This is a genomic window from Filifactor alocis ATCC 35896, assembly GCF_000163895.2.
In the GTDB taxonomy this organism is placed as follows: Bacteria; Bacillota; Clostridia; order Peptostreptococcales; family Filifactoraceae; genus Filifactor; species Filifactor alocis.
In genome coordinates, this window is record NC_016630.1 from 467,254 (window position 1) to 480,645 (window position 13,392).

At 31.1% G+C, this 13,392-nt stretch carries 8 protein-coding genes and 1 CRISPR repeat array; of the genes, 1 reads left to right on the plus strand and 7 read right to left on the minus strand.

Features of this window, described 5'->3' with window-relative positions:
• Window positions 1-281: 281 nt before the first annotated feature.
• Together HMPREF0389_RS02090 and HMPREF0389_RS02095 are read right to left on the minus strand one after the other, a co-directional pair.
• Window positions 282-776 carry a hypothetical protein gene (locus HMPREF0389_RS02090; protein WP_014262086.1) on the minus strand — a complete coding sequence of 165 codons (495 nt, stop codon included), beginning with the start codon at window positions 774-776 and terminating at the stop codon, window positions 282-284.
• Between the two features lie 523 nt (window positions 777-1,299).
• Window positions 1,300-2,019 carry a hypothetical protein gene (locus HMPREF0389_RS02095; RefSeq protein WP_041250759.1) on the minus strand — a complete coding sequence of 240 codons (720 nt, stop codon included), beginning with the start codon at window positions 2,017-2,019 and terminating at the stop codon, window positions 1,300-1,302.
• Between the two features lie 520 nt (window positions 2,020-2,539).
• Between HMPREF0389_RS02095 and HMPREF0389_RS02100 the strand changes: the two genes are divergently transcribed.
• On the plus strand, window positions 2,540-3,673 hold the full coding sequence (locus HMPREF0389_RS02100) for a hypothetical protein (RefSeq protein WP_041250760.1): 1,134 nt from the start codon (window positions 2,540-2,542) through the stop codon (window positions 3,671-3,673).
• Between the two features lie 86 nt (window positions 3,674-3,759).
• On the opposite strand, the gene HMPREF0389_RS02105 is transcribed toward HMPREF0389_RS02100, so the two are convergent.
• The 5 genes from HMPREF0389_RS02105 to cas9 all read right to left on the minus strand — a co-directional run bounded on the left by HMPREF0389_RS02105 (window position 3,760) and on the right by cas9 (window position 12,656).
• A complete protein-coding gene (locus HMPREF0389_RS02105) occupies window positions 3,760-4,620 on the minus strand; it encodes an MBL fold metallo-hydrolase (protein WP_014262089.1) in 861 nt (286 codons plus the stop codon).
• A 347-nt stretch (window positions 4,621-4,967) separates the two neighbouring features.
• Window positions 4,968-6,655: a CRISPR direct-repeat array (repeat unit 36 nt; unit sequence GTTTGACTACCATATGAAATTACACTACTCTCAAAC).
• A gap of 53 nt (window positions 6,656-6,708) precedes the next feature.
• The gene (gene csn2 / locus HMPREF0389_RS02110) at window positions 6,709-7,377 is read right to left on the minus strand and encodes a type II-A CRISPR-associated protein Csn2 (RefSeq protein ID WP_014262091.1); all 669 of its coding nucleotides are present in this window, start codon (window positions 7,375-7,377) and stop codon (window positions 6,709-6,711) included.
• Window positions 7,374-7,679 (minus strand): CRISPR-associated endonuclease Cas2, encoded by a 306-nt coding sequence (gene cas2, locus HMPREF0389_RS02115; RefSeq protein WP_014262092.1) that lies wholly within the window; start codon window positions 7,677-7,679, stop codon window positions 7,374-7,376. Before cas2 ends, csn2 begins: the two co-directional genes overlap by 4 nt.
• Before the next feature lie 4 nt (window positions 7,680-7,683).
• Window positions 7,684-8,562: a type II CRISPR-associated endonuclease Cas1 gene (cas1, locus tag HMPREF0389_RS02120; protein ID WP_014262093.1), complete on the minus strand. Its 879-nt coding sequence runs from the start codon at window positions 8,560-8,562 to the stop codon at window positions 7,684-7,686.
• Complete coding sequence (cas9, locus tag HMPREF0389_RS02125; RefSeq protein ID WP_014262094.1) at window positions 8,559-12,656, minus strand: type II CRISPR RNA-guided endonuclease Cas9; 4,098 nt, start codon at window positions 12,654-12,656, stop codon at window positions 8,559-8,561. Before cas9 ends, cas1 begins: the two co-directional genes overlap by 4 nt.
• Window positions 12,657-13,392: the final 736 nt, after the last annotated feature.

The window sequence follows — 13,392 nt, forward strand, 5'->3', positions numbered from 1 at the left end:
TCCTGTACTTCTGATAATCATTGTTACCTAATTACCTCAAATAACGAAAGATTATTGTGTATATCTACATTACTATATACTTTTTCACTGTATCTTACCATAATCATTTAAGTCTATCCGTCTGTATCGTATTACACAATCTTCAAAGATCTGCTGTTACTCATAAGGATTATGAATTTTTTTGATAATCTCATCCTATTGTAGTGATTCCATTCAACTGAAAATATTGGATTAGGATAGAATTTCCTTAAATAATCAGTTATAAATGACAGATTCGATTTTTAATCAATATCTCCTATCACCGCTACACCTTTTTCCGGAGGAAAGAGGAAACAAAGTTTCTCTATAAAAACATCCAAATCATGCATATCACGACTTTTTAAAATAATTTCTTTATTCTCCCTAAGTGTAAAAGCATATCCAAAGTATTTCCCCTTTACAAAAAGTGAATTTATCAGTAAAGGTTGTATCGCATATATTTCATAAAAAAAGACTGTTTTCTCTCTTCTATTTCGTTTTAAAACAATACCATTTTCAAATAAATCAGCTTGTGTCCACAAATCAAACTCCCAAGGTAATATCAGCTTACTTCTTGACTTTGATGTAAAAATATGACTACCAAGTTCTGTTGTTTTTAGCCGTTCCTCAGCTTCTATTGTAAACATAATCATTTTAAATTTATAGCGAGGTCCGATAGGCGGATTAACCATCTTCTTAATGAAAAAAACTCCCAATATTATAAGAATACTTAAATAAATAATCTTTGTTCCATCCATCCTCTTCATCCTCCTGATTTCCTAAAAATATCACATAGTAACAATGACCATATACCATGAGTACAAATTTACCTAAATGAATTCATGCAGATTTTATCATACCACTCAATATCTTTTTTGCTATATCCTGTATAGTTTTGCTAACAAAAGCTTCAATACCAAAACTGCACCAAACCCTAAAATTTTAATGATTCAGCCAATAAGCTGAGTGTATTGATATAGCAACTGTATCATAACTTAAAAGAAACATCAAAAAAGTAAATACTTATTCATTTCCGGATATATCAAAATTTTTAATTATCTATTAAGAGTTACACCTTAATCAAAATTCCAGGTTTAAAATCCAATGTAGACACTCACAAATGACTGTTCAAATATTGTAAATTCTCTGTAATTACGAAAAATACATTAACTTCAGTATTTTTCATTTTTAACTTTCACTACTGAAAGACTCTATGGAATACAATTAGATACTGTTTCAAATAACATACAGATAGCAGCATATCAATTTTATTCACTCATTTTAAACATCAGCCGGTTCTGAACGTATTTCAATAAATTCATCCTTAGTATTATCATAGTTAAAATAATGCAACATCCACTCTCTACCTGCAAAATCCGGACTGTCAATATCCTTAAAAAAGCTTGTCGTACCAACATACAGTCCATCTTCCGATATTGCAAAATCCTCAACTTCACCTGAAATATTTGTTCTAAAATACTTTCCATCTTTTACACCAAAGACATGTGCCAACGAGCCCGGACCACCGAAATTTTCTATCCAAACAAAGAACTTTTCATCGTCTTGTCCTACTATTTCTCCGTCTCCCACAAAATCATTTTTAACCCATGTTTCTACTACAAAATCTTCCTTTTTAGGATAAGGAATCTCCTCACAGTTTCCTTTACCATTTATAAAATACAACTTTGCTACACGTTCATCAGCAGCAGTACTCTCATCTGCGGATACCCCAAAAGCTTCAAGAGTTCCATCATTATCATAATCTGCACAAAGAAAACTAAGCTCCCTGTTCCCATTCACTATATTTTTTTGAAAAATTTTATGTAAATCTGCTTCCTGAATATTTTTATCTTCTTGAGCAACTTGATGTACTGCTATATTATTTTTGCTACCGGAATCATCTTCATAAGACGCATCGCTATTCTTAGATAAATTATTACATGCACCAAAAATTACCGGTATTGTCATCAATGCCGTAATAAATATCCATTGTTTTTTCATCATAATCTCCCCCAACACTATATTCAAATCAACCCATACTTCCTTTCGGCATATACCATATAACACTAACAAAAACATTATAACACTACTCTGTAGAAAAATAACCATATCTTGCTAAAAAACTAATGTACTACATTAACCATAGTTCTCTATTCTGTATATTGTGATGTGTTATATCATTTAACAACCTCCCACGCAATACTTATAATCCGATACTTGACTAAAACAAAAGATTATTTTATACTTCACTGTGGTAGATACAATTGCAAATTAATTGGTATGGACTTTTTTTATCATAAGAACACCATGACAAGGGAAATCAATCGGTTTTATGTGTACAAAATATCCTATCTAAATAATTTGTATTAATTTTTTCGAAATGGTAACAATTGAGATTCTTAAAATTTCAGTTACATATAATAATTCTATAACTGTTTTTCACAGATTATTACACAACACACCATATTCAAAAAATTTCTACCATACAATTTCATACTTAAATTATATTGGAGGTCAATTTATGGAAAAGAAGATGTTTCAAACAGGAAGAGGTTTTGCAATTATAAAGGCAATACTTCTGGCGATTATCATTGTATTTTTTAGTGTTTTGGGAATGTTTATGGTAAAACTTAATTTTACAGGAGAGCATGTTGAAGATGCACACACATTCGGAGACTATGTGTACTTGGATGCAGTTTATGCAAGTGATCTATTCGGAACAGATCATGCAGGAAACCGATATATGTTTGTATCCATAAAGGATGAAGAAAAAGATGAGATGCATGATTATATGTTTGGTATTTCTGAAAAAGATTTTGTCGAAACAGGACTTGACAAACTTGTAGAGGCTACCTATTCAAAAGAACCGATAGAAATCCAACCTATTCACCTGACGGCTTATATAGAAAAATCAGATGCAGAATTGGATAAACTTGCATCAGAAGCTTATATCCATTATGTTGGAGATGAAACGATAACAGATCCAATGGAATATCTTGGAAATTTTTGTTTAGTGTACTCAAATGACAGCGCGCTTCAACGTATGGGATTTGGAGACTGGATAATGTATCTATTCGTTGCAATCATAATTATTATGTCTGCTTTCGAGATGGTTAAAATCATAAAAAAACAAATGAAAAAAGAGAATAAAATTGCACTTTGCAAAGAACTCTATGAACGGGATAAAGAATATGCGCAAGGATTGTCTGAAGTTGATATGTCGGACACTGTATTCTATAAACAGCTGAAATGCTACATTACTCCAAATTATATTGTGACATTTCAAGATGGATTGGAAGTATTCCGAATTGAAGATATTAAAGAACTATATGGCTATGATGAAGTAAATCACAGTGTGTTATTGGGAATTTTGTTTGGATGGTTTGCAAGTCGTAGATCAAACCACTATTTGGCAGCTGTTACATCTGATAATGAACTTCATCTTTTTGCAAAAACATCAATGGTAGGAAAACTTCATAACCAAGTAGTATCACACTTGATACAAAAGAATCCTGAAATTCTTTTAGGAAGAAAGGGTGTTGCCGTTTCTGACTTAGAACAAGATTTAACTAACTTAAAACTCTCTAAAATATCCGGATTTTATGGAGATTCCAGTGTTTGGAAAGGACGTGTAAAAGAAACATTTATTTCTTAAATACTACAATAGACTACACTATCAATTTTTGATTCTGTCATAAACTTGATAAACTGAGAAAGCCCCCGCACAAATGCGGGGACTTTTCACATTTTAAGGTAACCTTTCTTTACATTTTCTTCTGTATCATCACTTTCATCAAAACCATCATAAGGAGCTTTCGAATCGTGAACTTTTGGTTTTCTCCTTAATGCATTGCAAATTTCATCTGTATGAGCAAAAGCAAAGTCAATATCATCAGTCCACCCGGTATGTCCCGTAATAATCTTTAACTTAAGATTTCTTTTTCTAAGTATTTCTTCCAATCTTTTAAGAGATTTCACCTGCAGTTTTCTATCTTCTGCAAGCGTATTTAAAAATGCATATCCGCCATCTGCTCCAAACCAAATGGTATCTCCTGTAAATAAATAAACATCATCAATCAAATATACAAGGTGTCCCCAACTATGTCCGGGAACAAGAAAAGCTTCTATCTTAATATTCCCAAGATAAAATACTTGTCCATCGTCAATTAAAACTTTCTTGTTATCAATGTTCACTTGAGGCAATTTATGCAATCCCCAAAAAACTTTACGACATTTACGACCTTCTAAATACTCATTTTCAATTTTTCCAATATATATTGTTGCTTCACTGAATAATCTGTCACTATCTGTTTCAATAGCTCCAACATGGTCCGTATCCTGATGGGTAATTAAAATATCCTTGATATCTTTCGGATTGATATGAATCCAACGCATCTTTTCCGCAAGTCTGTCATAGTTATAACCTGCATCAATCATAATCGTATGACCATCTTTTGTATAAAAATAAACATTAGCCACATATTCCCTAATACAACCCACTTTTTCATCAATAAAGCCTGTATTCAAAGGTTTAAATATTTCTTTTCCACGAAATACAAAAGACATAAATTTTACTTGAAAATTTGAATCTTTTTTTGCCATGATAATTCGCCTATATTCCTTTCTGAACTGAACTATAATAGATGAATACACCATCATCACAAACTTACCCAGCTATCCTGTAACAATGCAACTACAGAAAAATAGATATCATCTGATGTCTAATATAACTTGCAATAGATATTGATAATTTTTTGAGAACAAATTGATAAACCACTATGACTTTGTCAAAAAGTTAAAAGTTATTAGAAAAGAAAGTCTAACATCCTACTCATCCAACTTCTCTCTATATTCTATGTAAAATAAGTTAATATGATGCATAACATTACAAAAATTTTTATATTCCACTACTCTCAAACAAAATTTATGACGCATATGATTATTTTTATGTTTGACTACCATATGAAATTACACTACTCTCAAACAACAGCACAGGCGGAAGCGTTGAAGAGTTAGTTTGACTACCATATGAAATTACACTACTCTCAAACCATCACTCAAATTCTTAGCTTTATGTTCAAGTTTGACTACCATATGAAATTACACTACTCTCAAACGGTTATGTTTTTAGGCATCTACTTTTGATTGGTTTGACTACCATATGAAATTACACTACTCTCAAACCCATTTTAGTAGGATTATCTTTTAAACTACAGTTTGACTACCATATGAAATTACACTACTCTCAAACGGTGGATGTCGTTGCCTAAATTACCGAAATGTTTGACTACCATATGAAATTACACTACTCTCAAACAACCGCTAAATATTTTACGATTATACATCAGTTTGACTACCATATGAAATTACACTACTCTCAAACAACCGCTAAATATTTTACGATTATACATCAGTTTGACTACCATATGAAATTACACTACTCTCAAACTTCGTCTGTTCATCACATTTTAGAAAGCTTGTTTGACTACCATATGAAATTACACTACTCTCAAACGAAAGATTAGAATATCTGACACAACATTTTGTTTGACTACCATATGAAATTACACTACTCTCAAACATTCCACAAGTCTGGCGGTGCAAAGGTGCAGTTTGACTACCATATGAAATTACACTACTCTCAAACTGCGTTCCTGCTGCAATCCCTAATACGAATGTTTGACTACCATATGAAATTACACTACTCTCAAACATGAAATAGGGGTATCGGTTCAAGAGCAAAGTTTGACTACCATATGAAATTACACTACTCTCAAACTTGCCACAGGAGATTAGACCAAACCACAGAGTTTGACTACCATATGAAATTACACTACTCTCAAACAACTACACCCGTATGATTAAAAGTAAAAGGGTTTGACTACCATATGAAATTACACTACTCTCAAACATTGGGAAAAGAATTAATAAACCAACCAAAGTTTGACTACCATATGAAATTACACTACTCTCAAACACATAATAAAAGACTTGCTTGAAATCGTGGGTTTGACTACCATATGAAATTACACTACTCTCAAACTTACAATTCCATCTTTGTTAGAATCATATTGTTTGACTACCATATGAAATTACACTACTCTCAAACAAAAGAAAGCTTGTCCGTCATAGCATTTGTGTTTGACTACCATATGAAATTACACTACTCTCAAACAAAAGAAAGCTTGTCCGTCATAGCATTTGTGTTTGACTACCATATGAAATTACACTACTCTCAAACTACTTGATGAGCCCACTCCAGCTGCATTGGGTTTGACTACCATATGAAATTACACTACTCTCAAACAATATCGATTGACTTCCGCTTCTTACCAATGTTTGACTACCATATGAAATTACACTACTCTCAAACGACAAGGAGTTGCGTTAAATATTACTGGAAGTTTGACTACCATATGAAATTACACTACTCTCAAACAAAAGAAAGCTTGTCCGTCATAGCATTTGTGTTTGACTACCATATGAAATTACACTACTCTCAAACAAAAGAAAGCTTGTCCGTCATAGCATTTGTGTTTGACTACCATATGAAATTACACTACTCTCAAACCATCATCCGCTCCGGCATAACCGCCGATTTGTTTGACTACCATATGAAATTACACTACTCTCAAACTCAATTTGAAAATAAACGCCACTACTACGCCCGTATTACATATGGTAGTTTCTTTATATTTCACATAAATCTATATCTATTATAGTTTGTTTCTTAGGACTTTCCAAGTCAATTTGATGACTTTCCACAAACAAAAATAATATTTTTTGTGAGAATTGATGTTGCCTCAAATATTCGAAATCTATCTTTGTTAAAAAGCCTGAACATCCTACCAAAATAAAGATATTCTTATGTAATAATTCAAACATTGTTTTGCTATAATCAATCAACCGTTCAACAAATCGTCCTTCTTCCTCTTTCAACCGGATATCCATCAGTTTCAAAATATCCTCTACTTCAACATAATCAAGATACTCTATATCATATTCCAACTCTAAATATATTTTAGAACATAAAGACACAAGGCTACCGGAAATATCAATAAAGTCTTCTGCCAAATAGGAATCTTGAACCTTTTCTAAAACATACTCCAGTAGTTTTTTCTGAATTTCCTTTGTATGATACGAAATACTCATCGGAGAAAATAAAATATCTACTTGTTTGGCAAAATTTATTTTCTCAAACTTTTCAAAAATAGAAACATCCTCTGTTATTTTTTGTTTTGCAGAATGGATTGACAAAACAAAATCTTCCAACTTAACAGGATTCTCTATCACTAAAAAGTTTAATCTTTCTTCTTCTAATTCAATATCCATATTCAAGTCATAGTACACTAAGTTCACAAAATCACCAACCTATCATCTGAATCTACAACATTACTTCGCTTCTCTCCACACAGATATTCCATCTTTGCAAATTGTTTCTCTGTCACCATAATCATTTGAACCAGTCCTGATTTAGGTTTATGCTTTCGGATAGAACTTAACACGGAACTTGCTACGGTTTGGTTTAATACTAATTTACAATAGACGCTTTCCTGCATCATCAAAAAACCTTTTTTTATTAAAAATTTTCGAAAATCTCGATAGTCTCTTTTATCTTCTAAGGTAATTGTAGGCAAATCAAAAAATACTATAATTCTCATATATCTATAACTCATTGGTATAAAATTTGATATATGAAGTATCTTCATAATGTAATGCTTCAAAAATGCTTTTGCAATATAACTTAATAGCATTGTTTACATAAGACACCTTACTATCAATTCTTACTTCTCCATTTAAGATACTTACTAATTCATATTTATTGTGACTATCGAAATTTTCTAAATTTAAAGTGAGCACTTTTCGATCTACTATAATACGAAACGGTTCCATCAAATCAGAAGCTAAATTAAACGAATTAAACCGACTGCTATGCCATAATCCAATCTGTGTCAAATAACCGTTGGACACAATTTCACGATTAAAACAGGACAATAAGATATTGTATCCATAATTCAAGGCAGCATTAATTGTATTTTCATCATTTCTTGTAAAGTCAATCCCAAACACTGTATTAAAATATACTTTTGCAGCATGGCCTTCACGATTATTTTTATCACCCGGTTCCATTTCTTCAATATAAGTTTTTAACAATTCCGCTCTGTCAAAGTTTTGGTATTCTTCCAAAAGTTCCATCTGATTTTTAATTTTTTCTTTTACGATTTCTGTCCAAACAAGTTGTTTGATTTCATCACTCCAACTCACTTGTTCTCTTACTTTCAGACTTGTGTCATGACTTCCATGATAAGGTAGCAGTTCTGACTGTGGATTATGATTGGCATCGCAGAATATGATTTTGACTTTATTTTTCACTAATTCAGAAATCAGTGTCGTTGTCAAGGAGACTCTCGTAGACTCAATCATCAAAAAGCCAATATCCGGAATATAGACTCGGTCTGTCCCATCCTGCTTACGGACTACAAGATAATCCATCTTGTAGTCCAGTTTTGCATGACCTGTAATAATTACTTCTCTCCAACTCATAGCTCTCTCCTATTTTCATATAATCCTGTAACCGATTGATTCACCAAAATAATCTTGCTCTTTCCAATCGTATTTTTTTTGACTACAAAACTACCTGCATTTTTAGGTAATTCTATTAGGGATAAATCTGCTTTAGTATCATTATCGCATCTTAATAAATTTAACATCTTATTAATTACGTTTATTTTATCAATCAGGTCTTCCAATTTTATAAATTTCGGTTTGGACTTTTCTATCCTATCAGACGGATCTGCCATTCCTTTTTTATTAAATTTTTTCATTTTGGATAACAATACTTCATAGAGTTGATTCATTTTTTCATGAGTAATATGATCCCTGTTCTCATCAATCGGATAATTGCCCTTCTTTTCAACATACTTTTCAAGGAATTTTTCAATATTTCGTACCAATTCATAATTTTTTTGATCCAATTTTAGTTGTATCGCTCTTTTAAATGAAGTATCTACCTCATTTTCTCCTCTGATTCTCAATGGATATCCGTTGATAATCAAAAGAGAATTCTTTTTAATTTTTTCAACCAATATTCTGACATTTTGATATCCCTTCTGTTCACAGTACTCCAAAAATGCAGAAGGAGAATGCTCTAACATATTTGCAATATAGATAGGCACCCCGATGATATGTCTTGCCCTATCTCCTTTCTTATCCTCAAATTCAATCAATGAAAAATAGGAAGTGTTTGCACTGAAATATCCTCCATATTTTTTTACATCCAAACCTTTCTTTAATGAAACGGTCGAATTTCCATTTTTGTTTTGTATTGTTGCATTAAATAACTCTCCTTTTTCACAGTAAGCATATTCTGTATACAAGATATTGTCACGTTCTACAATCTTTCTTATTCTGTCTAATGTTCCTCCATCATAGGTATTTGTGTCCTCATGATACGTGCATTTTTCCCAAATCACTTCTCCATTTATAACGACATCATGCTCGAACACTTTATTTAAACTGTAGTTAGTATCCCTATTCTTTTTCATCCACTGAATCGGATTAGATGTAAATTTTTTGTTGTATACATTTCCAACAACAATATTCAAGTATGCATCCTTCGCATGATGATAATCGTTTACTCTTCTGGACTTCAAATAATTTAACGGTTTTTTTCGAAAATCTGACACCAAAGAAGATTTCACATAAACTACCTCTGAAGAATAGATCTGCTTGAATATATCTGCAATTGCTTTGGTGGACTGTCTTGTTTCTACCAACTGTCTTGCAATAAAACCACTTAACTCCTCATCTGTAAAATCGCCTTTTCGAGTCAATCTATCATACTTTGACTTGGTAATTAATTTTTTATTTAATAAAGAGAGCCAAAAACTGTGCATCTTCTTTTGAATATCTTCAGACAATAATTCATTCGATTTTTTTGCGTTATATGTTTTATTAACCAACACTAAGTTATCAATACTATCGTCTTTTATCTTGGATTGAGGATAAATATGATCCCGATCCCACTTTGAATTTCCTCTAATTAATTCATTGATATCAATATCATCACCACTATACATACACTTTCCAAATTGAGTATAGTATAAAAATAATTTCATACTGTTAAAATCTCTTTCATCTCTATCTTCAATCTCTTTTATAAGTTCTCTACAATCTTCTTCACAAGCAGCATAAAGTTCTAACAATTGAGCTTTTCTGGATTTTGTTCTCTTCTTCACCTTCTCGCCACCACGAGCCATTTCAATAAAAATTTTTTTCGGTTCACAACCCATTACTTTTTTGATTTCTTCGGCAACTTGAATTGTTTGCCAAACTGCTCTCTTATTCTCCGGTGACAGAAACATTTCTTTTACCGTAGAATCATAAGTAATCTTATCTATTTTTCCTACTTTACCACTATTAAAGTCTTCAACATTGTCCATAAACGTAAATTTTTTGCTTAAAATCTGCATTAAGTTATTATCTGTTTCCCACATCGCAGTAATAATATCAAATGTTTCGCCTGTTGAAACATCACTTCCTGATATTCCTTTCAAAAACATTTTCGAGAAGTTTCCCCATCCGGAATATTGAAACCCTGTTATTTTTTTCATCTGTTCTTCGGTCAATTGATTCGAATAATTAGCCCGAATGACTCTCTTCAACATTTCTTTATCATTTCCATAGATTGTAATCCATTTAATAATATCCTCTATCATATTTTGAATGGATTCTTTTTCTATTTCTTCTCCAAAAATTTGTTTTTTAAAATCCAAATATGATTTTAAAGAAGTCTTGAAATCTTTGTCAAATCCGCTTAAATCATCAATTTGAATGTCTTTATCCTGAATTTGTAAATACTCTAACAAATTTTTTCCCGTTACTTTGGATTTGTTTTCAAATAAATCTTCAAATACTTTTTGTTTTAAAGACGTTGGTAATTTTTTTCCTCTTACTTTCACATTATTCAATTCATTCAAAACCATATATTTAGAATATAGTAGAGAGTGTTTCGGAAGAACATCTTCTCCTATTAGATAGGTACATTTGTTCGTCATTCTCGTAATAAAGTTTTCATTTGATTTTTCAAAATCTATGATTTCTTCCATATTCCAAGGATAGATTCTATCTTCTCTTCCCGGTTTTCTTACCATCCATACATTAGAACCTTTTTCTTGATGTCTTGTACTCAAAGGTCCTACATAGTATGGAATTCTAAATCTAAATATACTCTCTATCTTTTGCACAACAGAATATCCATCTTTATCTGTTTCTGTCAAAAAAGAATAGTATTTTTTGGCATTTTCCAATATTTTTTTCAATTCTACTTCATGAACTTGATGTGGAATAACTCCGTTATCCTTATTTTTTTGAATAGGAAGCAGTGTGTGATTCTTACATTCTTCTATCATCATAGTAAGGACTTCTAAATCTTCTTTTAATGGTTCTATTTTGTCTAACAATTTTCCTAAAGATTTATAAAACTCTTCCGGATTTCTTTTTTTCTCAATCCAATACTTTTTATTGTTCTTTTTTAACTTCCCGACATACGCAGTGTAGGAACCTGCTTCTTTTTCGTCATTAAACATACGATTATATTCATCTTTTGTACAATATTTTAAAATAATATCTCTTAGCAATCTCAAATTCGTTTTATGCTTCTCATACTGTTTTACCTTAGCAAAGGAAATATACTCCTCTGTTTCTAAAATATCTACCAAAATATTCCAATCATACATTGCCTTCATTTGTTCAAAAAGATATACTTTTTCAGGAACTTTTTCTTCTAAATTCTTTACAATATCGTCTTCATACTTTCCCTCTGAGAAAGAAAAGGAGTCTATCTCTAATTCTTCTTTACTTACTCTCAAAAATTTGCAAACATCTCCCTTGTTACCGACAATAAATTTACAAAAATTCTCAATTACTGCACTTTGAGCTTTTTTTTCTTCTTTTTCTAACTCATCACTTATTTCAAATAAATTCTTTAATTTTTTTACTTTTTCACTTTTTGCAATCGATCTATTTTTTAAGATTTCTTCATATTCATCTTTCTGATTTTCAGACAAACTTACAGAAAGATTTTGTTCTTCTTGTAAACTCAACAAAAAGGTATCTAAGATAGGTCTGAGTTGTTTTGCACTTTGCAAATCTCCATCAATTAAAAAATGACCTCTCGTTTTAATAATATTATGTAGTGCAAGATATATCAGCCTGATGTCCTGTTTTTCCTCTGATTCTATCAAATGCTTTCGTAAATGAAATATAGTAGGAAATTCTTTGTAATATTCTATATCAGAATAGTCTTTTTCGATGAACAACGGATATTTAAAATCATTCGACTTATCTTCCAAATGTAACCTACTCTCATTCAATCTTATAAAGAAGGTAGGATCAATTTTACAGATTTCAGGAGAAAAAATTTCTTGTAATAAATCGATTCGTTGTTTTTTTCGCTCAAGTCTTCTTCTGTTTCCTCTTTGTAGTCTTCTATCTTTTGCTGTATTTGCTGATTCAAATAATCTAATTCCCCACATATCTTTTTTCTTGAATTTGCATAGGTTGTATTGTGAATCGGTAACTGCCCAACCTACAGAATTAGTGCCTACATCCAGTCCTAAATAATATTCTTTTGTCAAAATATACTCCTCCTTCAACATCTAAGTACTTGATTTGTTTGTAATAGTGTAGTATAATAAGTCTAATCTCAAGTTGACTACCATATGAGATTACACTACACGGTTCAAATAAAGAATTTTTCTAATCGCCCAATGGGCCCATATTGATATGGATGAAACTCGCTTAGCGAGTTTTTTTATGCGAAAAAATCATATCATGTCAAACAAAATCAAATTCTCATAAAATATTTCCGTTACCAATTGATACTCTTTATATTTGTCATTATAACATAAAATTAATATTAAAAAGCACAAATTCAATTTCTATGAATACAAAAATGAAATAACCTGATCCCTAAATCTCATTAATAATAAGGAGAATATTCTATATTCTCTATAATCTATTAATACTACAAACTAATTAAACAATTGAATCCATCAAAACTCTACAAGTGATGCTTCTAATTGTTCCGATAATTAACTTATGTGAAGTTTCAAAAAGTTTGTACATAGGTAGCTAAATCTATGAAACAGTCACTTTTTATAGAATTATGAAGTATTTCTATTGAGTTTTAATACAAATTATTTCCTTTGCATGTTCCATTAAAATAGCGGTATGAGTTGAGTCATACCGCTTTAATATTAATTTTTATAACTGGAATTATTTTTCCATATCAACAATTTTTGTCATACAGCAACAAAAATTAAAAATAGCTTTTGACAAACAATAATTATTCAATCTATCAAGTAGTATTTT